Source organism: Eubacterium sp. An11, from assembly GCF_002161065.1.
GTDB lineage: Bacteria > Bacillota > Clostridia > Lachnospirales > Lachnospiraceae > Anaerobutyricum > Anaerobutyricum faecale.
Genome location: NZ_NFLV01000018.1, coordinates 1 through 24,045 on the forward strand (window position 1 = coordinate 1; position 24,045 = coordinate 24,045).

Annotated in this window: 18 protein-coding genes and 1 other RNA gene; 5 read left to right on the top strand and 14 right to left on the bottom strand. The window is 46.8% G+C overall.

Going from position 1 to position 24,045, the window contains the following annotated elements:
• Positions 1-154: 154 nt before the first annotated feature.
• From B5E53_RS12700 to metG, 10 genes are all read right to left on the bottom strand, one after another.
• The gene (locus tag B5E53_RS12700; RefSeq protein WP_087315622.1) at positions 155-913 is read right to left on the bottom strand and encodes a response regulator; all 759 of its coding nucleotides are present in this window, start codon (positions 911-913) and stop codon (positions 155-157) included.
• 187 nt (positions 914-1,100) lie between these two features.
• Complete coding sequence (locus B5E53_RS12705) at positions 1,101-1,736, bottom strand: HAD family phosphatase (protein WP_087315624.1); 636 nt, start codon at positions 1,734-1,736, stop codon at positions 1,101-1,103.
• A 174-nt stretch (positions 1,737-1,910) separates the two neighbouring features.
• Positions 1,911-3,956 carry a lysine--tRNA ligase gene (lysS, locus tag B5E53_RS12710; protein ID WP_087315626.1) on the bottom strand — a complete coding sequence of 682 codons (2,046 nt, stop codon included), beginning with the start codon at positions 3,954-3,956 and terminating at the stop codon, positions 1,911-1,913.
• A gap of 124 nt (positions 3,957-4,080) precedes the next feature.
• Complete coding sequence (locus tag B5E53_RS12715) at positions 4,081-5,562, bottom strand: ADP-ribosylglycohydrolase family protein (protein WP_242963703.1); 1,482 nt, start codon at positions 5,560-5,562, stop codon at positions 4,081-4,083.
• 142 nt (positions 5,563-5,704) lie between these two features.
• Positions 5,705-5,968, bottom strand: an RNA gene (gene ffs / locus B5E53_RS12720) — signal recognition particle sRNA large type.
• An 80-nt stretch (positions 5,969-6,048) separates the two neighbouring features.
• Complete coding sequence (gene tadA / locus B5E53_RS12725) at positions 6,049-6,558, bottom strand: tRNA adenosine(34) deaminase TadA (RefSeq protein WP_087315628.1); 510 nt, start codon at positions 6,556-6,558, stop codon at positions 6,049-6,051.
• Between the two features lie 102 nt (positions 6,559-6,660).
• Positions 6,661-7,944 carry a DUF6128 domain-containing protein gene (locus B5E53_RS12730; RefSeq protein ID WP_087315630.1) on the bottom strand — a complete coding sequence of 428 codons (1,284 nt, stop codon included), beginning with the start codon at positions 7,942-7,944 and terminating at the stop codon, positions 6,661-6,663.
• 56 nt (positions 7,945-8,000) lie between these two features.
• Positions 8,001-8,861 (bottom strand): 16S rRNA (adenine(1518)-N(6)/adenine(1519)-N(6))-dimethyltransferase RsmA, encoded by an 861-nt coding sequence (rsmA, locus tag B5E53_RS12735; protein ID WP_191531009.1) that lies wholly within the window; start codon positions 8,859-8,861, stop codon positions 8,001-8,003.
• A 97-nt stretch (positions 8,862-8,958) separates the two neighbouring features.
• Positions 8,959-9,726: a TatD family hydrolase gene (locus B5E53_RS12740; protein WP_087315634.1), complete on the bottom strand. Its 768-nt coding sequence runs from the start codon at positions 9,724-9,726 to the stop codon at positions 8,959-8,961.
• 90 nt (positions 9,727-9,816) lie between these two features.
• On the bottom strand, positions 9,817-11,778 hold the full coding sequence (gene metG, locus B5E53_RS12745; protein ID WP_087315636.1) for a methionine--tRNA ligase: 1,962 nt from the start codon (positions 11,776-11,778) through the stop codon (positions 9,817-9,819).
• A 235-nt stretch (positions 11,779-12,013) separates the two neighbouring features.
• On the opposite strand from metG, the gene B5E53_RS12750 reads away from it, so the two are divergent.
• Positions 12,014-13,840 carry a DUF885 domain-containing protein gene (locus tag B5E53_RS12750; RefSeq protein ID WP_087315638.1) on the top strand — a complete coding sequence of 609 codons (1,827 nt, stop codon included), beginning with the start codon at positions 12,014-12,016 and terminating at the stop codon, positions 13,838-13,840.
• Positions 13,841-14,121: 281 nt separating this feature from the next.
• Positions 14,122-15,711 (top strand): phosphoenolpyruvate carboxykinase (ATP), encoded by a 1,590-nt coding sequence (gene pckA / locus B5E53_RS12755; protein WP_087315640.1) that lies wholly within the window; start codon positions 14,122-14,124, stop codon positions 15,709-15,711.
• Positions 15,712-15,837: 126 nt separating this feature from the next.
• Here pckA and B5E53_RS12760 read toward each other — a convergent pair whose 3' ends face one another.
• The 3 genes from B5E53_RS12760 to B5E53_RS12770 all read right to left on the bottom strand — a co-directional run bounded on the left by B5E53_RS12760 (position 15,838) and on the right by B5E53_RS12770 (position 18,468).
• Complete coding sequence (locus tag B5E53_RS12760) at positions 15,838-16,116, bottom strand: hypothetical protein (RefSeq protein ID WP_087315642.1); 279 nt, start codon at positions 16,114-16,116, stop codon at positions 15,838-15,840.
• Positions 16,117-16,444: 328 nt separating this feature from the next.
• Positions 16,445-17,149 carry a fibronectin type III domain-containing protein gene (locus tag B5E53_RS12765; protein WP_087315644.1) on the bottom strand — a complete coding sequence of 235 codons (705 nt, stop codon included), beginning with the start codon at positions 17,147-17,149 and terminating at the stop codon, positions 16,445-16,447.
• 179 nt (positions 17,150-17,328) lie between these two features.
• Complete coding sequence (locus B5E53_RS12770; protein ID WP_087315647.1) at positions 17,329-18,468, bottom strand: aminotransferase class V-fold PLP-dependent enzyme; 1,140 nt, start codon at positions 18,466-18,468, stop codon at positions 17,329-17,331.
• Between the two features lie 214 nt (positions 18,469-18,682).
• Between B5E53_RS12770 and B5E53_RS12775 the strand changes: the two genes are divergently transcribed.
• From B5E53_RS12775 to B5E53_RS12785, 3 genes are all read left to right on the top strand, one after another.
• Positions 18,683-19,582, top strand: coding sequence for a selenium metabolism-associated LysR family transcriptional regulator (locus B5E53_RS12775; protein WP_087315649.1), 900 nt, complete (start codon positions 18,683-18,685; stop codon positions 19,580-19,582).
• An 86-nt stretch (positions 19,583-19,668) separates the two neighbouring features.
• On the top strand, positions 19,669-20,592 hold the full coding sequence (locus B5E53_RS12780) for a ribokinase (protein ID WP_087315651.1): 924 nt from the start codon (positions 19,669-19,671) through the stop codon (positions 20,590-20,592).
• 206 nt (positions 20,593-20,798) lie between these two features.
• The gene (locus B5E53_RS12785; protein WP_087315653.1) at positions 20,799-22,157 is read left to right on the top strand and encodes a DUF6273 domain-containing protein; all 1,359 of its coding nucleotides are present in this window, start codon (positions 20,799-20,801) and stop codon (positions 22,155-22,157) included.
• A gap of 107 nt (positions 22,158-22,264) precedes the next feature.
• On the opposite strand, the gene B5E53_RS12790 is transcribed toward B5E53_RS12785, so the two are convergent.
• On the bottom strand, positions 22,265-23,935 hold the full coding sequence (locus tag B5E53_RS12790; protein ID WP_087315655.1) for a formate--tetrahydrofolate ligase: 1,671 nt from the start codon (positions 23,933-23,935) through the stop codon (positions 22,265-22,267).
• Between the last annotated feature and the right edge of the window lie 110 nt (positions 23,936-24,045).

The following is a 24,045-nucleotide window of genomic DNA, read 5'->3' on the forward strand; positions in this document are numbered from 1 at the left end:
CTCCTATGGAAAAACATGAAATTTATTTGCAGGCAGCATAAAATCTGCCAGTAGTTTTAATCTACTGGCAGGAAAAATTTATATTTTTTTCATTGTCTACTTGACGGGGAGCAGTTCAATCCGCGCAGGGTCCATGGTTTTTTTCTTATTATTGTCATATTCCCTGCTCCTTTCGGTACTGCCTTGGAGTGATTCCCCCTGTATGTTTTTTGAACATTTTGGTAAAATATGCCGTATTGGAATATCCCACTTCCAGCGCAATCTCTGAAATGGACAGCGAGGACTGTGCGAGCATCTGCTTCGCTCTCTCCATCCGCTCCCAGGTAACATAGTCCATCAAAGTAAGTCCCGTATATTTTTTAAACAGACGGGAAAGATAGTCCTCATTAAGATATACCAGAGAAGCCAGCTGCTCTCTTGTAAGAGGTTCCTGAAAATGTTCTGCCACATAATTCTGTACTATGCGGACATTTTCTTCCATCCGGTCAGACTCTCCGTGCAGTTCCTTTATTCTTTTTTCTGTTTTTCTCCTCTTGCGGTTCTTCTCTGCCATCCGTACCGCTTTTCCGAGAACTTTTCTCATTTCCTCCCTGTCTATAGGTTTCAGCAAGTAATCCTGTACCCCAAAATGTACTGCCTGCTGGGCATAGCTGAACACAGCATGACTCGTGAGAAAAATGACCACTGTATCTCTTTCCGTTGTCCGAAGCCATTGTACAAAGTCCAGGCCACTGGCCCGGGGCATTTCAATATCACAAAAAGTAATATCAATTTCTCTTTCTTCACAAATCTGCTGTGCCTGCTTTACACTGTATGCTTTATAAATCTCATGAATTCCGAACTGAGTCCACGGAATCATACATTCCATAGCCTCCACAGCCAATTTCTCATCATCCACCAGCAAAACCCTCATTTATGATTCCCCCCTGTTCTGCTAAATGTATCTTCTGCTTCTGCATTTAAAATACGAAATCTTCTCCATTGTAGAAGACCATTAATTTGATTATTCTAACAGAACAAAACAAAAAATCATATAATAATTCTGCTGGATACGATAAATTTTCTATAAATTTCTTAAATTTTAGAAAAAAGCTTATATATTACAGATATTTCTCCATCTGCGGAAGTTCAACCCCACATTCTTCTTTCAATCCCTGAAGAATCGACGCCAGTCCGTCTGTGACCTGTACGGCCGTGATGCCTGCCCGGCGGGCGCCCTCACAGTTCGCCTCCAGATCATCAAAAAAGACCGCATTTTCCGGCTCAATACCGCATTTCTCAATGAGAGTCTGATAGATCACATCGTCCGGCTTCATCTGTTTTACCGCATAGGAGAACACGCCGCCGTCCACATAATTTAAAAATGTATATTTCTCGCGGTTGAGCCCCAGCAGTGTCTCTCCATAATTGGATAAAATGTAGATCTTATATCCCATCTCATGGAGTGTCCGTATCAGCTCCTCCGAATAGGCAAAAGGATGGCACACATTACAGAAATTCTCCTTCTGCCAGATACGGTCGATATCCTCCGCATATTGAGGAGACTCTTTTTTCATCTCTGCGATGACGTTGGCGTCACCCATGACGCCCCGGTCAAACTCCTGCCACAGAGGATTCTGGAACATGGCCTTTGCCAGCCCGTCTTTCCGCTCTCCCTCATAACCCATATCTGTCAGAAACTCTCTCCAGCGAAAATGTATCAGAACCATTCCCAGATCAAAGATCAATGTTTTCATATGTATGTTTTCCTTTCTCTTTTACGATTATTTCAATAATTATTTTCGTTCTGCATGATCCGGGCCTTTTCGCTGCCAAATCAAACAGAATCTGCCCGGCCAAACAGAAAAAATTGGCCGCTCATACGCGCAAAGGCGCACGGACAACAATTTTCGTCGCCCATGCGCCCATTATTAATGAATCGCAGTTCCTTCCGGAACACTGTCATCTACAAAGATCAGCTTGCAACCACAGTCGTCGTGGGTAGCCGCCAATAACATTCCGTTGCTCTTCACGCCGGCAAACTTCGCCGGTTTCAGATTCGCCAGAACAATAATCTTTCTGCCGATCAGTTCTTCCGGTGTATACTCATCACGAATGGAAGACACAATGATTCTCTCTCCCAGTCCGTCGAAGAGAGTGATCTTTAAAAGTTTCTCCGCATTCTTCACGATCTCGCAGGCAGTCACTTTGCAGACACGCATATCCATCTTATCAAAATCATCGATGGTAATCTGCGGTTTTACCGGAGCAATAGCCGCTCTTCTCGCCTCTTCTTCCGCCGCCGCTTTGGCTGCAGCCGCTTCCTCTGCTGCAATTCTCTCTGCCTCAGCCCTGGCTGCCGCTGCCAGTTCTTTCTCCTCCTCGGTCTGTGGTGTGGAGAAATCCAGCAGGGAGAGGTATCTCTCCGGCTCTACGGCATAGAGGAACAGATAAAGTCTCGGACCTGCTGCCTTGCCAATCATCAGATTATAAGCATTCTTAAAGAAATTAGCCTGCGCCGCCTTCTTATTTTCCTCGTCAAAATTCGGATCTGCTTCTCTCGGAATAGTGTAAATAAATGCGTTTAACGCATCCAGATCATATCCACCCTTCTGAATATAATCATGAAGCAGAGCGATCTCCTTCTTCTCCACCTCATTTAACTGATTATAATAATCCCAGTTCCGGTATCCGAGAAGAGTATTCATGTTCTGCGGCGCACATTTCTCCAGCCAGTATTTTGCAAGCTCCAGCCGCTCCGCAAACTCTTCCTTCTTATATGGAGTACCGATCTTCTCAAAGACTGTCTCCAGCATATCTGCATTGAAGTCAACCACAGAACCGAAATTCACGATCTGCTGCATCGGCACCGGATGAACGGTTCTGCCTTCAATCATACAATTGTACATGATACCTTCGATATAATCAAAGTTCTTGCCTTTTCCTGCCTGATAAGTTTTGAGCATCTTATCAAACTCAAAATACTGACGAAGGATCTCATCGTCAAAACAGAAATCAAAGGCCTTGTTCGGCTCAGACTTGGAATAAAGCCACAGAATTACTTCCGGCTGATAAATCTTGAGCAGTGTTTCCGGCGTCAGATTAAGACCGGTGGAACCGGACATCTTTCCTGTGGTACCCTTGATTCCGATAAACTCATATCCTTTGAACATCGGCGCGTTGATGCCGAAAATCTTCTTGGCGATGATCTTACTGGTATCGTAGCTTCCTCCCGGGCTTGCATGATCCTTTCCGCCCGGCTCAAAATCAACGCCTTCCACCATCCAGCGCATCGGCCAGTCAATCTTCCATGCCAGCTTGCAGTTGAAATCTTTGCTGAAATCCCAGTGTCCGCTGTGTCCACATTTACAGGTATATTCGCAGGTTACGCCGTCTTCAGAAGAGGATGTGATCGTCGTATCATCTTTGCCGCAGACCGGACAGTAAATGCTCACCGGATAGTAAGCCTCTCTCTCTTCCGGAGTCGCCTCCTGCTGACGGAACTTGTCCAGAATATCAAAAATCTCTTTTCTCTTCTGGATGGCCTGAATCACATATTTGGCGTATTTGCCGCTTCTGTAATTCTCGCTCTGTCTTCTGGCATCCACCTTGATACCAAAGCGAGCCAAAGACCGCTCAAACTCTTTCTCAAAATGCTCCGCATAAGAGCCGCAGCAGCCGTACGGATCCTTCACATCCACATAAGGCTTGCCGATATCTTCTTCCAGTTCCGGCGCGATTTCCTTTACATTTACCGGAACCTTTCTCAGACGGTCAAACTCATCCCAGGAGAATAACAGTCTCGCTTTCTTTCCCTGTTTCAAAAGTGCTTTATATACAAAATAGCTGGTGGCTATATCTCTGAAATTACCAATGTGAATGGAACCCGACGGACTGATTCCCGCCGCGCATACGTACTCTTCTTTGTCCGGAGACCTTTTAATAATATCTTTTGCAATCTTCTCAGACCAATGCATTGCTTTTCCTCCTAAATCCAAAACTGTAATCCAACTCTCTGTCATTTCCTGAGAACCGCATAACAAGCGGCTCACAGCTAATAAGTCATTATAGCAAATGGCACAGGGCATTGCAAGGGGAAGTTTAGGAGGAGAAGAGCAAATGGTTCGACGGTGACGAATAATCGGCAATGCGCCTGCAGCCCTGGGCCCGCCGCACGCTCTCCACAGTTTCCCGGCAGAGATCCTGCAGGGCTATCTTCCGGTATTTCCGCATAATAGTGTGTATGGTCGTCCCCAATGGCTCCGTCCACTTTGGCGTCAGAATCTCCGTCCCGTACATAACACCCAGGATATTGAGCACCGGCGCGGCGGTACAATCCGCGTCCTTGCCCTCCATACAGATAATGGAAGCTGTCCTGTCAAAATCGCCATTGCCGTACCAGAGGGCGATGATCTCCGCTGCGGCGTTGGGATATACATGGATCCAGTTATAGTCCTTATATTTTATCTCGCACTGCCTCCATGCCTCCCTCCAGCTGTCCTTCTCCCGGCACTGTTCCAGAGCAAAAATCAGAACCTGATAGAATTCGCTGTCTTCTGGAATACAGTCCGCCGCTTTCACTAACAGCTCCCGCACATCCCGCAGCACAAAAGCCATGGACACAAGGACTGCATTAAAAATTCCACCCAGCAGTCCGCTGTTGGAGTGGGAAATTACACCGTCCCGCACAGCAAGCTCTGCCGCCAGGGCAGGATTGCCCGGAGCCGCCATGCCGTGGATCATCGTCCGCATCTGTACGCCAATCCAGTCTGAATAATAATTGAGATGCGTCCCACTCTCCGGCGGGCGGATTCCCAGCCGCAGGTTACGGAGCGCCACTTCCTCCGCCGAGTATCCGTCGGCGATCAGTTCCAGCCATTTTTCCGCAATCTGCTCCGAGGTGACCGCATAACCATGCTCCCGGAAACTGTCAAGAAATGCAATCTCATAGGTGATATCATCGTTGTACGTCTCCGGCGGACGCAGGTAAGATGTGACCGTTCCGTACACCTTTTCAATATTATCGGTATTATATCCTTCCACCTGGGTTCCCAGTGCACCGCCGATGAGCTGTGCCGTCCATCCGGCCTGAATCCGGTCTGCATAATCATCAGAAAATACATCCTCCCGGTCTCCCATCTCCGGAAACGTACTATTTGCCCGGATCTCCTCCCAATCCGTATAAATATGATATTTCCAGTAATCGGAATCTGCATCCTTCGGCGCTGTATTGAGCAGATAATATATCTGCGCCGTGATCTTCTGTAAAGCAGCCCCGTCTTTCTCTTCCGCCGCCTTCAGGCCCTTATCAATATATTTCTCCGCCTCCCGGACATCATACCCACGATTTCTCATGCACTGTATGGCCGCCACCACCAGATGACTGGGCGACAGGCTGCCCGGCACCTGACTGATCCAGTCCCGGAACAGCTTCTCATCGCTGGCATTGCCCGACTCAATATACATATTCCAGTTCATTTCCTGGCTGTCCGTCAGAGGAACCGGATAAGCGTCCGCCATCCAGGCAGTTTCCCGCTGGCCGGCGGTGGGAAAAGTATTCGTATTCTTTTCATTCTTGATCATAATATCCCTCCTTCGCCCCTGCCAGTTTCCCATGAAACAGTTTCCTACGAAACAAAAAAACTGCCATCCTGCTTTTCACAGAACGACAGTTCATTCGCTGTTTATGATAACTGACGGGTAATCCATCTTTTTCACTTTTTTACCGTGCGGTTGGCTTTGTACGACTGCCAACAGACGTTACCTCTACAGTTAGCTCGAACCAGGCACCCTCACGGCACACAAGAAGCACTCCTTAGTGCTGCTTCGTTCCCGACCTGACACGGTTCAGAGGTTCCTGTTGCGCGAGACCCAATTGTCAACACCACTTATAAAGGGCAGCTCCATCCACAGAACGTCCGGGGCCAACCATCACTCCTGCTATAGCGGATTGCAGGTACAGGACGCCGCTAACTCCCCAGCTGCACGGTAAGTATCAGTATAAATGATTTTAAAATATCTGTCAATGGATATTAAGATAAAAAATGATTGAAAAAAGATTCTCTGATGCTATTTTTCTGCATCACCCTCTGAAACTTCCGCTTTCTTCTCCTTCTTTTTCTGCCGAAGTTTCCGGAAAAACGCCGACAGCATTTCAGAACATTCTTCTTCCAGAACGCCCCGGGTGACCTCCACCTGATGATTAAATTCCTTCATTTGCAGAAGATTCAGGACAGAACCTCCGCAGCCGGCCTTGGGATTCATGCTGCCAATGACCACCCGGGGAATCCTTGCCTGGACGATAGCTCCGGCGCACATCTGACAGGGTTCCAGCGTGATATACATGGTACAGTCCTCCAGACGCCAGTCCCCTGTTTTTTTGCAGGCCTTACTCATGGCAAGCAGTTCCGCATGGGCCAGAACTGTTTTATTTTTATTGCGCTTATTATATCCTCTGGCAATAATTCTGCCCTCACTGACAATCACACAGCCGATGGGCACATCCCCGATGGCTTCCGCCTTCTTCGCCTGTCGGATGGCTTCTTTCATAAACTTCTCATCTTCGGTATATTTTCTCATTTTCCGGCCGCTCTTCCTTTCTCATCTTCTGATTTTTTAAACATAATGTCACTTTTTTAATTCCGCTCATTTTTTCAGCCCGTTTTCCTGATAACACTTTTCTTATTCCTGAAGCAGGTGGAGCCAGTAACCAAATCCTCCTGTTTTAATCCGATTCTCCGTCAGCGATAAAAATATCGGAAACTGATATAGCTGCGCCATATACCGTTCTCGATTCTCATAAATACCCGGAACCCCGACGCAGTATCTCTCCTCGCCGCCATAGATGACTTTCCCGGCCAGAAGATGATGATATATGGCATATCCCTTCGCCAGAAACTGATTATCAGACAGCCCCCGCGCTTCGGGACTCAAAGCTTTCAACTGATCAACAGAAATCTGATAACCACTCCGGAAAGCCGGATTAAAAATGTTATCCACAGGCTTCGCCTTTTTTCCGGTATCTATCCACATATGATGCAGCACATCTTCCGGTTCTGTGGATAACTTTCGCTCTAACCGCTCCGCTTCCCGGACGGTCTGATTTTCCGCACGATTACCGTTTTCACGTTCTTCGGCGCCATCTGCCCTATATATTTGAGCGTCCTCCTCCCGGGGATCCGCCGAAGACATTGTTTTCCCTGATGTATCGATTTCCGCACTATCTTCCCGGCCCGGCTGATATTCTCTGGCTGTATCCGATGGCTCTGTTTCCAGGATAGTGGAAGTTTTTTCCGCAGAATTCCGGCCATCAGCCGGCCCTGTCTCCATAATGCTCCGGTCATTCGTCTGCCCTGTTTCCACAACGCCCCGGCCATCGGCCGACCCCGTCTCCATAATACTCTGGTCATTCGTCTGCTCTGTTTCCACAACGCCCCGGCCGTCGGCCGGCCCCGTTTCCATATAGGGCTGCCCGGGAATCTCCCCTCCCCGAACATCTTCTCCTTCATGTTCAGTCCCGGGAGCATGATTTTCTTCGTCTTTCCCGTCAGCGTCAGGTGATACCAATTTCTCCCGATAAGTTGTCATCAGTTCTTCCACCGGAATCTCATCGCCAATCCAGACACTTCCATAAAAAAGAATTTCCTGATAGAGAAGAATGACGCCATATTGTTTTCTTATATCAAAACCTTCCGGCAAAGTTTTTGCCGGGTAAAACAGTACCGTTTCTTCATGATGCCGGGAAGATTCCAGAAGAGCCAGCTGCCACAGCGTCCAGTTCTCGTTTTCCTTTCCATAAAAACAAAGAGCCAGCTTGACATCCTCCGGCAGCCGCTCATCATCAATCTGCAGAGTAATTTTCAGTCCATTCTTTTTCTGCTCTGCTTTGATGAATCCTTTGCAATCCATCTTATTCTTTTTATCATAACGATATAAATACGAGAGAATTCTGTAATATTCGGCCATGAAAAAACTCCTTTTTTCATTAATGTATTCCCGGTATCACAGATTATGACTCCCTCTTATTCCATGAGCAGATCCGCCAGTCTGGCAAACTGCGCCAGATCAAGCTTCTCTCCCCGGATGGAAGCCGGAAGCCCCATCTCTTCCAGAGCTTTTACGACCTTTTCTTTTGGAATCTGCAGCTCGCCGGAATTATGAAGGCCGTTCTGAAGAGTTTTCCTTCGCTGATTAAAAGAAGCGCGTATGAGTTTAAACATAAATTTTGCATCTTTTACTTCCACCGGCTTCTTCTCGTGGCGTGTCAGACGAATGACCGCCGACCCCACCGCCGGACGAGGCATAAAACAGTTCGGCGGTACATTTGCCACAATGTAAGGCTTGGCATAATACTGTACTGCCAGAGACAGCGCACCGTAGTCCTTGGAGCCGGGACCAGTCTGCATCCGGTCCGCCACCTCTTTTTGCACCATCACCGTAATGGAAGAAAGGGGCACATCGCTCTCAAACAGTCCCATGATGATTGGCGTTGTAATATAATATGGAAGATTCGCCACCACTTTGATCGGCCTTCCTCCGTTTTTTTCCCGGGCCAGAGCCGCGATATCCACCTTTAAAATATCCTCATTGATGACCGTCACATTGGAATACTCCGAGAGGGTATCATCAAGAATCGGAATCAGATTCCTGTCAATTTCCACGGCGGTCACCTCCCGGGCCGCCTCCGCCAGATACTGGGTCATGGTGCCGATACCCGGGCCGATTTCCAGCACAAAATCATCCGGGCCGATTTCAGCGGCAGCGATAATTTTATCCAGCACATGAGTATCAATCAGAAAATTCTGCCCGAATTTTTTCTGAAAATTAAATCCATATTTCTGAAGAACCGCAATGGTTTCCTGCGGATTCCCTAATGTTGCCATATATATCTCTCCTCTTTTTATTTATGCTCCTTCACGGTCCGACATAAACATCAAAACCTGATACAGACATCCTGACCTGACAAAAAAACATCATACCTCACTGTAATCCGTACAGCCGGCAGGCATTCTCATAGGTTACCTGTTCCACTTCTTCCGGAGAAATGTTCCGGAGAGAGGCAATCTCGTCAATCACCAGCGGAAGATAGGCGGAACTGTTGCGTTTTCCCCGGTGAGGCGTCGGCGCCAGATATGGACAGTCGGTCTCTACCACGATATGTTCCAGGGGAATTTCCGCTGCCACCTTTTTTAATACTTTTGAATTCTTAAAGGTCACCACGCCCCCGATTCCCAGATAATAGTCAAGCTTTACGTATTCTCTGGCCATCTCCAGAGAACCGGAATAACAGTGGATGACGCCGCCGGTGGTTCCGGCATGTTCCGCCTTCATGATATCGAACGTATCCTGAGATGCGTCTCTGCTGTGAATCACTACCGGAAGATTTTCCTCTTTCGCCATCCGCAGCTGCCGGACAAACCATTCTTTCTGCACCTCTTTTGGATCGGTCATCCAGTAATAATCAAGGCCGATTTCCCCTACCGCCACAACCTTGTCCCGGCGGCAGTACTGCCGAAGCTCTTCCATCCGCTCCTCATTTAAATCGCTGACTTTGCAGGGATGAATACCCGCGGTTCCATACATAAAAGGATATTTTTCCACCAGCGCAAGAGAACGGAGCATATCATCCCAGCCGTTGCTGATGTTTACCACCCTTTCCACGCCGGCGTCTTTTAAATGAGCGAGAACTTCTTCCCGGTCTTCATCAAACTGTTTATCGTCATAATGGGCATGTGAATCAAAAATCATAACTGCCTCCTCTTTTCAAGTCCACATACAGAAAAACTGCCGCCCACATTTTATGAGCAGCAGCTTATTCTCATTTACAAATACCTTCTATCAGCAGATCTCCGCTCCGGCAGGCATCTTCTTCTCAGGAACCATGAGAGACAGTTCACCATTCTCATCTTCCGCACAGAGAAGCATTCCTTCCGATAATACGCCGGCCAATTTTGCCGGTTTTAAGTTGACAAGAACCATAACCTTCTTGCCCACCATTTCTTCCGGTGTGTAATGGCCTTTGATACCGGATACAATCTGTTTTACCTGGCTGCCGATCTTCACCTGAGAGCAGAGAAGCTTTCTGGACTTCTTTACAGCCTCACAGGAAATAATCTCTCCCACCTGGAACTGCATTTTTTCGAAATCTTCAAAAGTGATCTCCTCTTTATTGTCGATGTCAATGACAGGCTCTTCTTCCTTCGGCTCCTCATCAGCTTTGGCTCTTGCCGCATACATTTCGTCTACTTTTTCGATAACCTCTTTGGCATCCAGTCTGGCAAAAAGGATTTCCGGTTTTTCTACCACTTTATTGCCGGACTGATACAGACCGAACATTTCCAGCTCTTCCATGGTTCTCTCGGAAGAATTCAGCTGTTTGAAAATACGTTCTGCGGTCTCCGGCATGAATGGAGCCAGCAGAGAAGCACCGATGGTGATACTCTCCACCAGATTATAAAGAACAGTGGATAATCGCTGTTTCTGCTCCGGATCTTTTGCCAGCGCCCAAGGCATGGTCTCGTCGATATATTTGTTGCAGCGTTTAAACAGGTTGAAAATCTCCGTCATGGCATCAGCCACCCGAAGCTTCGCCATCTTATTGACCACATTGTGTTTTGTGCTCAGCGCAACGGTGATCAGATCTTTATCAAAACCATCTGTCACGCCGCAGTTGGCAACCACACCGCCGAAATATTTGTTGGACATGGAGATGGTACGATTTACCAGGTTACCCAGTGTGTTAGCCAGATCAGAATTCATACGCTCTACCAAAAGCTCCCAGGTGATCACACCGTCATTTTCAAATGGCATCTCATGAAGCACAAAGTAACGAACGGCGTCCACACCGAATAATTCCACCAGATCGTCGGCATAGATCACATTTCCTTTGGACTTGCTCATCTTGCCGTCTCCCTGCAGCAGCCAGGGATGTCCGAACACCTGCTTCGGCAGAGGCAGATCCAGAGCCATCAGGAAGATCGGCCAGTAAATAGTATGGAAACGGATGATATCCTTGCCGATCAGATGCAGATCCGCCGGCCAGTATTTTTCAAACAGTTCATCACTGTTTCCGTCCACATCATATCCAAGACCGGTGATATAGTTGGTGAGGGCGTCCAGCCACACATAAACCACATGTTTCGGATCAAAGTCCACCGGAACCCCCCATGAAAATGAGGTACGGGACACACATAAGTCCTGAAGTCCAGGAAGCAGGAAGTTATTCATCATCTCATTTTTACGGGATTCCGGCTGAATGAATTCCGGATGTTCATTGATATACTGGATCAGACGGTCCGCATATTTGCTCATCTTAAAGAAATATGCCTCTTCTTTCGCCGGCTGACACGGACGTCCGCAGTCCGGACATTTGCCATCCACCAGCTGAGACTCTGTGAAGAAAGACTCACAAGGCGTACAATACATTCCTTCATAATATCCCTTGTAAATGTCGCCCTGATCATAGAGCTTCTTAAAGATCTTCTGTACCTGTTTCTCATGATCTTCATCAGTGGTGCGGATAAACTTATCATAAGAAGTATTCATCAAATCCCAGATTCTCTTAATCTCTCCGGCGGTCTGATCCACAAACTCTTTAGGAGAAACGCCGGCTTCCTGTGCCTTTAATTCAATCTTCTGTCCATGTTCATCCGTTCCTGTCTGAAAACGAACATCATAGCCCTCTTTTCTCTTAAATCTGGCAATGGCATCGGCGAGAACGATCTCGTAGGTGTTTCCGATATGCGGTTTGCCAGATGTGTATGCAATCGCTGTTGTAATATAGTATGGTTTTTTACTCATCTCTGCCTCCTGTTCCAAATATCAGCGCCGGCAGCGTTCCGAACACACCGTTCGTTCCTTTCCATAAAGAAACAAACCGTGTACCAGCGCTTTTTCTGCGTATTTTTTTATTATAGAATAAACAAGTCTGTTCGTCTATGGTCAAAATACTGAAAAATTAATAGTTTTCAGTTCCAAAACATAGTATAATATGGAAAACTTTTCATTCAACACCCATTGAAGGGAGTCCTCCGATATGTTACTGACACGAATTTTAAGATTTTTTTCACCGAAACGGCGGCTTTTCCTGCCCGTAACGCACACTGTCCGCCGCCATTTTTCTGCTGTCCGCCAGCTGATTCTGCCGCTTTTTTTCATTCTGGCTCTCACCGGCTGCAGCGAACCGGACCGCGTCTCCCAGAAACAATTTGATACATTTCTGGATAACTGTTTCAAAGAATATGTCTCTTCCGACACCGTCACCCTGCACTTTAAACTTTCTGATCCCTCTGCTTATGGTATCGACGAAAATATCTCTCCATCCTACGGAGATTTCTCTGTGGCAAAACAGACAGAACTTTGCCAGCGCTCCTCGGAGCTTCTCAAAGAACTGAACACCTTTGATCCTGATACCCTGTCTGAAGAGGATGCGTTTATCTGGCGGATTTTAAAAAATTATCTGGAGACTTCCGTCGACTCCAAAGATTACATTCTCTACCAGTCTTTTCTTGGAACCAACGGCCTGCAGTCCCAGATTCCGGTCACCTTGTCCGAATACTATTTTGACGATGAAAAAGATATCCAGGACTATCTGGCCCTGATCAATCAGGTACCGGAACTTTTTGATCAGCTTCTCGACTTTGAACAGCAGCGCCGGGAAGCCGGATTTATCAGTCCCGATTTTGTGGTCTCCGATACCATCGATCAGATTGACCAGTTTCTGACCGCCTCCGGGGACGATAACCTGCTCATCGAAACCTTTGAAGATAAGATAGAAAATGTATCGGATCTGGGAAAAGATCAGAAACAGACCTACATAAACAACAACCGCTCTCTGGTGCGTCAGGTGGTTCTTCCGGCTTTTAAATCCCTCCGGGACTCCCTGGAAGAATACCTGGACGACAGTTCAGATAAAGAACGCCTCTGTCAGTATGACGGCGGAAAAGAATATTACGAACTGCTCCTGTCCTCCAACGTAGGCACGGACATGACGCCGAAAGAATGTATTCAGGCACTGGAAGACACACTTCAGGAGACCGCCTCCGACATCGTCACTCTCACTCAGGAGAATTCTGACCTTTATACGGATTATCTGACGGCAGAGCCGTTACTCACAGACACCCAGGAGATCCTCACAGAACTGGAAAATGACACGCTCATTGATTTTCCGGAACCGCCGGATGTCTCCTACACCTTAAAAAATGTACCAGACGCTCTCTCATCGACTTCGGCCAGCGCATTTTATCTTCTTCCGCCCATTGACAGCAAGGAAGCAAATGTCATCTATATCAATCAAAGCCGTGTGGACAGCCGGGATCAGTTCTCCACCCTGGCCCATGAGGGCTACCCGGGCCATCTGTATCAGACCAACTACTATCTGAGTACGGATCCCCACCCTGTCCGTTCTGTGCTTCGCTGCGACGGATATGACGAAGGCTGGGGCACCTACGCCCAGCTCTACAGTTATAATTATATGGAGTTTAAAGACACAGACCGGGAAACCACTGCTCTTCTGCGGCAGTTATACAGGGATAATGATATCCTTTCTTTAGCTTTGTCATCCCTCAGTGATTTATACGTCAATTATGAGGATTACACGGAAGAAGAGCTGACTGCATATCTCTCTGATTACGGCGTTGAGTCAGAGGGCGCCCGCTCCATTTACGAGTATGTCATCGAGAATCCGACTACCTATCTCTCCTACAGCATCGGCTGGTACGAATTGGAACAGCTTCGTAACACCATGGAAGAAGAGCTTGGGAGTCATTTCGATATCAGTGAATATCATGAGGCAGTGCTGTCCTGCGGTTCCTGTCCGTTTTCTCTTCTCGAAGAGCAGGTTTCTTCATTAATGACTGAATGAGAAAAACTTTCAAATGAAGGATTTTCCCGTTTCTTTTTCTCCTTCCTTCAAAAATGAATTTTAACTCCAGAAAAATTTCTTCCATAAAATATAATTTTATGTTTGAAAAATGCCGAAAAGAGTGTATAATACCCCTGTATGAGAGAAAAGACTATTTTGCAACATTTTATAATGAATCTTGCAAAATTTCCCCACAACTGTGGGTATTGGGATGAATCATCCCCCAAACTACCGCGTGTAAGTTGACACACAAAACAACAGAACATATTCAGGAGGTTATTATGATGGAAACATATGGTCTTGAGAAATTGGGCATTGTGAACCCAAAAGCAGTTTATCGCAACCTGACACCTGCACAGCTGACAGAGGCTGCCCTTGCCAGAGGCGAAGGAAAGCTCTCCAACAAAGGTGCCCTGGTTGTTACAACAGGTAAATATACCGGACGTTCCCCAAAAGATAAGTTTATCGTAGACACACCGGCTGTGCATGATGATATTGCATGGGGAAATGTCAACGTTCCGATTGAGAAAGCTAAATTCGACGCCATCAAGGCAAAAGTCGTTGCATACCTTCAGAACAGAGAGATCTTCTTATTCGACGGTATGGCTGGCGCAGATCCTGTCTGCACAAGAAAGTTCCGTATTGTCAATGAGCTGGCAAGTCAGAATCTGTTCATCCGTGACCTGTTGATCCGTCCTACAGCAGAAGAGCTTGAGAACTACGGCGAGCCTGATTTCACCATCATCGCAGCTCCGGGCTTCAAATGCGTGCCGGAAATCGACGGTGTGAACTCCGAAGCAGCTATCATGATTGATTATGAGGCAAAACTGGTTGTCATCTGTGGTTCTCAGTATTCAGGAGAAATGAAAAAATCTGTCTTCTCCGTAATGAACTACTTAATGCCAAAGGAAGGCGTTCTTCCAATGCACTGCTCCGCCAACATGGATCCGGAGACTCAGGAAACAGCTGTATTCTTCGGTCTGTCCGGAACAGGTAAAACAACTCTTTCCGCTGACCCTAACCGTAAACTGATCGGTGACGACGAACACGGCTGGTCCGAGAGAGGTATCTTCAACTTCGAGGGCGGCTGCTACGCAAAATGTATCAACCTTACAGAAGAAAACGAACCGGAAATCTACAATGCCATCAAGTTTGGCAGCCTTGTGGAAAACGTAGTAATGGATGAGGAGACCCGTGAGTTTGATTTCACAGATGACTCTCTTACAGAGAATACCCGTGTAGGCTATCCTGTAGATTTCATCTCCAACGCACAGGTACCAGGTATCGGCGGAATCCCTAAGGTTGTTATCTTCCTGACCGCTGACGCATTCGGCGTACTTCCTCCAATCGCAAGACTGGATCAGGATGCCGCTATGTACCACTTTGTAACAGGATTTACCTCCAAACTGGCAGGAACAGAGCGTGGAATCACAGAACCACAGCCGACATTCTCTACTTTATTCGGTGAACCATTCATGCCAATGGATCCTTCCGTATACGCTAACATGCTGGGTGAAAGAATCCAGAAATACAACACTAAAGTATATCTGGTAAATACCGGCTGGACAGGCGGCCCTTACGGAGTCGGAAGCCGTATGAAACTGAAATATACCCGTGCTATGGTAACAGCTGCCTTAAACGGAAGCTTTGATAACGTAGAATACAAACACGACGATATCTTCAATCTTGATATCCCACAGAGCTGCCCGGATGTTCCATCTGAGATCATGAACCCTCGTGATACATGGGCAGACAAAGATGCTTACGATGCACAGGCTAAGAAACTGGCTAAGATGTTCCAGGATAACTTCGAGAAGAAATACCCGAACATGCCTGAAAACATCAAAGCAGCAGGCCCAAAAGCTGAGTAATGCCAATTTCTGAAATAACGTTTCCTATGAAGTAAAAAACCTCCGGGCGGAGCACTGAGTCTCTGTCCGGAGGTTTTATAATCCATTTTAATCCATTCATGTCATAAAATTTTAGCTTACGACACTTTAATTAAAAAATCCAGCAGTATAAAAACATTCAATGAGAATTACAATGACCAGAAGCTTCGTGTACAGATCATTGGCCTTAAACTCATACTCCGGATTCTTTCTTTTATAAAAGAACACAATACCGATCAAAACCAGAAGCACCACCACAGACACCACGAACAGCGGCACCGTAAACGCTATGATTCCCAGGTCCGTCAGCAGAAACTCCAGTACCAGGATCGGCGCCACCACATAGTAAAGCGCGATATTGATCTTGTCCATCATTTTATCATTCATAAATTTTTCCTCGATTCTTTTTATTATCCAATTGTATCATATAAATCAGGGAATATCCAGCAGAGACCACTGCAGACACCGGTTGGGAAAGCAGGAGGGCAGAAAAGTATTGCTTTTCAAAGTGTTATTTTAGCCACGAAAACAGGGCCGCTGCCAAACACGTACTGTATAAGATATTATGATCCTAAATCTATAATATCTGTACAATCAGCATGTTCTGCAACGACCCCATATGTAGACGTCATGTGTAAACGAAAGATTCAAATTAGAATCTCATGTGCAGACGAAATATCTAAACCAGAATCTCATGCGTAAACGAATATCTAAACTAGAATCTCAGTGTTCTGTAGAAATATACAGATCCCTGATAGTAGTTACCACAGGTGATATTCTTCTTGGTGTTTACCTGAATTCTCAGATAATATGTCTTTCCAATCTTAAATGCTTTCTTCTTGAACTTGGTCAGCTTAAGTTTTTTGCCTGGTTTTAAATTCTTAACCTTTTTAAATCCGCCTGTGGACTTCTTGGACATATAGATGGTGTAATTCTTTACGCCGTTAATCTTAGGAACCTTGATCGTGCAGGCCTTCTGATTCTTCACGCCCTTAAACTTAAACTTGTTGTTCATGGCAGTAGTAAAAGCCTTCGGCTCTGACCATGCGGAAGTAGCAGTACCATTTAATCCAGAAACCTTCTGAACTCTATAATAATACACTGTATTTTTAGACAATCCAGTAAATCTGGCATATGATGTAGTATCATCAACTGCGATCAATCTATCATTCGCATCAAATAATCCGACCCTGTTCCATCCATCACCATATTGATAATTTACAGAAATGCCAGCTGTTGATTTATCCTCACTAATATAAGATACACCAAAATCTGGAAGATTCATTGTCTGAACCTGACCATCAGCGCTTCCAATCTGCATTTCCACGTCCGCTGCGTTCACCTTTGCTCCCAGGGCAAATACCATGCACATAGCAAAAGCCGCAGCAAATAATCCCAATGACTTTCTTAATTTTTTCATAGCATTACTCCTTTTTGTTATTTGAAGAATTGTGAATCTCCTGACATTAGAATATCATATAAAACTTCCCATGGCAACAACTATTTTTTCGTTAATTATTCACAAAAAAGTCATAAAATAATCACATTTCTGTATTAGCAGCCACGCCAAAGATCTGTTAGATTTTTGCCTTTAATATTTCATGATTCTGTGGCGAGAGTACGCACAGCCTCAATCCCCTGCCGGATTTCCTCCATGGTGTTAAAGTGAGAGAAACTGAACCGAACGGCTCCCTGCTTTTTTGTTCCAAGGGCCTCATGCATCAGAGGCGCACAGTGGGCGCCTGCCCGGGTGGCAATATGAAAACGTGTCAGAAGTTCATCGCTGACCTGCCCGGAATCATAGTCACCGATATTTAAGGTGATAATGGGTGCCCTCCGGCCGGAATCAAAATCCCCATACACCTTTACCGACGGAATCGTTCGTACTCCCTCATAAAAAGTCCGCATCAACAGGTATTCTTTCTCATACAGCTTTTCTGTTCCCTGGTCCTTCAGATATGTCAGCGCTGCATGGAGTCCTGCTATCCCATGAGAATTCAGAGTTCCCGCCTCAAGGGCTGTGGGAAGTCCCGACGGATGCGTTTTGCTGTAAGAGTGTACGCCGCTGCCTCCCACCATGAGCGGGCGGATACTCACCCCTTCTTTTATGAGGAGTCCCCCGGTACCCTGAGGCCCCATCAGACCTTTATGACCAGTGAAACACAGGACAGAAATGCCCATTTTCTGCATGTCAATAGGCAGCACGCCGGCCGTCTGCGAAGCGTCCACCACCAGACAGAGCCCGTGCCGATGACAGATTTCTCCTATACGGACAAGGTCCAGTACATTTCCTGTGAGATTAGAAGCATGGGTACAGACGACAGCCCTGGTGGATGGCCGGATATTTTTTTCGAAATCGTCATAATCAATATTTCCTCTGGTATCTGCCGGGATTATGGTCAGCGCGACGCCCCTGGTTTCCATGAGATACAATGGCCGCAGCACAGAATTATGTTCCAGAGCAGTGGTAATGACATGATCGCCGGGAGCAAATAATCCCTGAATGACTGTATTCAAAGCCATAGTGGAATTCATTGCAAAGACAGTGCGCTCCGGGCTGTCTCCATGGAACATTTCGCACAACATACTCCTGGTTTCATATAGAATTCTCATGCTGGACAAGGCCGCGTCATGAGCGCCTCTGGAGGCATTACCCATGGTAAGAATCGCATCTTTTACTGCTTCCGCCACCTGCGGCGGCTTTTGTAACGTCGTCGCCGCATTATCAAAATATATCATAACTCTCTCCTTACTCCGTTTTTTCAGACAGCCTGCATTTCAACGGTGCAGACTGTATTTTCTGCTGTATCAGTAAAATTTGATACAATTATAACATTTCCCCGGGACAGTCATACGCAAATTCTACGGATTCCCGTTAAAGAATTTATAGATTATCTCAATAATTTGTAGTAGGATTAAGATAAATCTATAAATCACAGGAAGAGGCGTACTTATGGAATTTAAACAGCTTGAAGCATTTGTGGCTGTTGTGGAATGGAACAGCTTTTCCGAAGCGGCTAAACATATTTATCTCACCCAGCCTACCATCAGCTCACACATCCGCTCTCTGGAAACAGAATTAAATACCACCCTCCTCAACCGGACCACCAAACATATGGAGGTCACAGAAGATGGGCAATATTTATATGAAGAGGCGCAGAAATTATTAAAACTTCGCGGCCGGATTTACGAAAAATTCAGTCAGAATCCGGTCAGCACCATCCGGCTCGGCGCTTCCACCATCCCTGCCCTCTATCTTCTGCCGAATGTACTGCCGGTTTTCAGAAAAAAACATCCGATATACCAATTTGAGCTGTGGCAGTCCGACAGCATGGGCGTTCTGGACCGGCTGCAGGAACACCACCTTGATCTTGGCTTCGTGGGAACAAAAGTTAATCTGCCGGACTATACCTTTATCCCCTTTGCCAGAGATGAACTGATCATCGCCGCGCCCGCCAATGATTACTACAGGCAGCTGCAAGAGGAGCATGCCAGTCTGGAACGGCTCATGCAGGAACCGGTGATTCTCAGAGAAAACAGCTCCGGAACCCGAAAAGAAGCCACTTTATTTCTGGAGAGGATGCATATTTCCGTCTCAGAATTAAATGTGGTGGCGCAGATGAACGATCAGGAGATGATAAAATCCTTTATTCGAAAGGGCCTGGGAATCTCCATCATGTCCGGTTTTTCTGTGGCTGAAGAAGAAAAAAACGGCTCCATTCTCGTCTTTCATCTGGGAGAAGCTTCCAGCTGGCGCAATCTGTATATTGTATATGAAAAAAACAAAAAACTACCACAACATATTCAGCAATTCGTTCATACAATCTGCCATATGTTCATGGAGAAACCTTGACTTTTCTACAATTTTTCTTTAAAATAGCCATATAATTGATTATTTTTCAGACATTATGCATAATATATTTATGGAGGAGAAGTATTATGGCAGCAAAAATTTTGATGGTTGGAAGTATTATGATGGATTTAATCTTACAGATGCCGAGGATTCCACACCCCAGTGAAAGTCTTCTTGGCACCTCCTATTCCAATGCTGGCGGCGGCAAGGGAAGCAATTCCGCCGTTGCAGCCGCAAAGGCCGGCGGAGATGTATCCGTCTGCGGTACTCTGGGACAGGACGCCAACGGGGAGGCACTGCTCGGCATGTTAAAAGATGTGGGCATTGATGTATCTAATCTGCGTCTGAAAGAGGGCGCCAACACCGGTATGGCTGTTATCATGCTGGAGGAAAACGGTATGAATCGTCTCGCCATCTACACCGGCGCCAACAATGACACTACACCGGCATCTGTAGAAGAAGCATTTAAAGATAAAGAATACGACGCTTTGATGATGCAGCTGGAGATTCCTCTGGAAAGCAATGTGCGGGCCTTTGAGCTTGCCAAAGAGCGAGGCATGATCACCTGTCTTGACGCCGGCCCTGCGCAGGATTACCCGATTGAAAAGTTCCAGGGTATCACCATTCTCTCTCCAAACGAGACGGAGACAGAAGCCCTCGTCGGTATTCTTCCAAAAGACGATGACACCTGCGTGGCAGCCTGCAAGATTTTGCATGAACGTTCCAATTGTAAATATGTTGTTTTGAAGATGGGCGATAAAGGCTCCTTTATTTACGGAGAAGGCATCTGCCAGATGGTTCCTACCTTTAAAGTTGAAGCCGTGGACCCAACTGCTGCCGGCGACTGCTTCACCGGAGTTCTGGTAAAACAGTATGCCGAGACCGGCGATATTGTCGCTTCCGCCAGATATGCCAGCGCGGCAGCCGCAATTTCCGTACAGCATCTGGGCGCACAGCCATCCCTTCCATCCAAGGATGCCATTGAAGCATTTCTTGCCGAACGGGCATAATTGACCTAATCTAACATACATACTGATTCTGGCTGTCCTTCCACCAAGGGCAGCCTTTTCATTTTTATCAACATCACGAGTGAAAATATGCTGCTTCCGCATGTCTGTCTGTCAAATATGCAGTATTCATGCGCCTGGGACTTGTATTCACCTTGAAAAAATGGTAAGATAACCTGATTAGTTTTTTAGAAAGGAATGGCTTTCCCATGAGAAACGATGAAAAAATAGATATCCAGCTCAATGAAGTTTCCGATGAGAACCTGAGTGCGGAAGAGATTGCGCAGCAGCATTACAACACAGCGCTCAGATATATCAATATTGCCGAACACATGAAACAGTTTGAGGAGCAGGATAAATATTATCACCGGGCAATCAAATATCTTCGTCTTGCCCGTCCATATATGGAAGTTCGTCCATTGCTCCGTGATCTGCGCAAAAAGAAATACACTGCCCGGGCAGAGGGAAAGATTGCCCTCTACGAGGAAGCCTGTCAGATTCGTGACAGGGCTAAAACACCGAACGATTACTATTCCGCCCAGACAGTTTTTGAAAGAATTCACCGTCACGAGCTCAAACATAAAATTCCGGAACGAAAAGTTTCCCCTGAATTATACGAACGCCTCTGTCAATGCACAGACTCCGAACAGCAGGCCGCTGCCTGCGGAGAGATGGCCGCAAAAAAAGCGGCGGAAATGAAACGGCACAGTCTCTTTGTGAGCATTTGTTTTATCGCCGTTATCATCGCACTCCTGGCTTTCTCCAGGACTACCGCCTTCTATCAATGCGCGGGAGCAGCTCTCTCTTTCATCGGAGATCACGACACCTCATGGCACGCTTACAATGTAGTTTATGAGCGTACCGGCGATGCCGGCGCCTATGAGAAATATCAGGAACAGCGATATCAGGCTGCTCTGGCTGCCGAAGACAGCGATGACGCCGACACCCTTAACACGGCCTACGCGGATTTTTACACCCTCGCCAGAGACAACTATAAAGACAGCGCGCAGCATCTCATCGCCATGGAAAAAGACAATATCCGCCAGACAGAGCTGGGAGACATCGTCATGTTTGCCAATCTGGAATGGCGTGTACTGGAAAAACAGGATGACCAGGCGTTGCTGATCAAAGATAAATCCATCAGCGATATTCCGTTCAGGACTGTGAATACCGCGGACGCAAAAAAAGAGGAAAATGACTCCTCCACATGGGAGAATTCTTCCGCCAGAAGCTGGCTCAACAGCACCTTCCTGGATGAGAACTTCTGCCAGACAGAGATCGATGCATTGAAGGAAACCAAAGTTACCGCAGAACACAATCCGGTATACGGCACGAATGCCGGCCATGACACCACCGACAAGGTTTATCTGTTAAGCTCCAGCGAAGCTTCCCGCTACCATGACATTCTCCACGGTACGGAGACCTGCTGGTGGCTGCGCACACCGGGCGCATACGAAGGCTCCATGAGCTTCGTCTACCCGGACAAGACTGTGATGAATTACGGATATGACTCCACCGACGATACCTTCACCATCAAGCCGGTAATGTGGGTGGATATCACGGAATAATAACTGAATAATATCAGATAAAGATGAAAACTGGCAGGACGCGTATGAATGCTCCTGCCAGTTTTATATGTCATCATAAACATTTCTTATTCGGAAAATAAACTATCCTAGAACAGCCCCGTAATCTTTCCGTCGTCGTCCACGTCGATGCCGAAGGCTGCTGGCTTCTTCGGCAGACCAGGCATGGTCATGATAGCTCCTGTGAGGGCTACCACAAATCCGGCGCCGGCGTTGACAAATACGTCGCGGACGTTGATGTTGAAGCCTTCCGGACGTCCCAGTTTGGTCTGATCGTCGGACAGAGAATACTGGGTCTTTGCCATGCAGACCGGAAGGTTGCCAAATCCAAGATCTGTCAGCTTGTCAAGCATCTTGGATGCGGCCGGATCGAAATTGACGCCATCTGCTCCGTAGATTTCTTTGGCGATGGTGTTGATTTTCTCCTTTAACGGCATCTCATCCGGATACAGTACATGGAAGTTGCTCTCTTTATTCTCCAGGGTGTTCAGCACTTTTTCTGCCAGAGCGATTCCGCCCTCACCGCCTTTTGCCCAAACTTCGGACAGGGCAAATTCACAGCCTCTCTCCTCACAGAAATTACGGATATACTCGTATTCTGCCTGGGTATCGGTGATAAAGGAGTTCAGAGTTACCACGATCGGTACACCGAACTTCTGCAGGTTCTCAATGTGTTTCTCCAGATTGCAGATACCCTTTGCCAGAGCGTCCAGGTTTTCGGTGGAAAGCTGATCCTTCGGCACGCCGCCGTTATATTTCAATGCGCGGACTGTGGCAACCAGAACAACGGCGTCCGGTTTCAGATCTGCCATCCGGCACTTGATATCCATGAACTTCTCTGCGCCCAGGTCTGCGCCGAAACCTGCCTCTGTGATAACGATATCCGCAAGCTTTAATGCGCTCTTTGTAGCACGGACACTGTTACAGCCGTGAGCGATATTGGCAAACGGTCCGCCATGGACGATGGCTCCGGTATTCTCCAGAGTCTGGATAAGGTTTGGTTTGATGGCATCTTTTAAGAGTGCTGCCATGGCTCCCACAGCTTTAAGCTGTCCGGCAGTTACCGGGTTGCCGTCCAGATCATAAGCCACGATGATCTTGGAGAGACGCTCCTTCAAATCAGCCATATTTTCTGCCAGACAGAGGATTGCCATAATCTCTGTGGCAACTGTGATCACGAAATGATCCTCTCTCACGAAACCGTCCGCTTTCTTTCCGAGACCAATAACAATGTTACGAAGAGCACGGTCATTCATGTCAAGACAACGTTTCCAGATAACCTGTCTTGTATCAATGCGAAGCTCGTTGCCCTGCTGAATATGATTATCCAGCATAGCTGCCAGCAGGTTGTTGGCGGAAGTGATAGCGTGGAAGTCTCCTGTGAAATGCAGATTCAGATCTTCCATCGGAACAACCTGCGCATATCCTCCGCCGGCAGCGCCGCCCTTGATACCGAAACAAGGCCCCAGAGATGGTTCACGAAGAGCCAGGAGACATTTCTTGTCAAGCTTTGCGAGAGCCTGTGCCAGACCGATGCTGGTGGTTGTCTTTCCCTCTCCTGCCGGAGTCGGATTAATAGCGGTCACGAGCACCAGCTTGCCGTCCGGACGGTTCTCAATCTCTTTTAACAGCTCATCGGAAAACTTTGCTTTATATTTTCCGTATAATTCCAAATCGTCCTCACCAATGCCATACTTGGCTGCCACATCGCGGATTGGCAGCATGTTTGCTTCCTGTGCAATCTGAATATCTGTCTTCATAAATACTTTCCTTTCTTTTTTATCTTTACATCAACGGTTTTCTCATAGAAATCAGCTTACCAAATAAGAAAGAATCCTGCAAAGTAGGATTCTCCGCCTGCGGTGGGTCG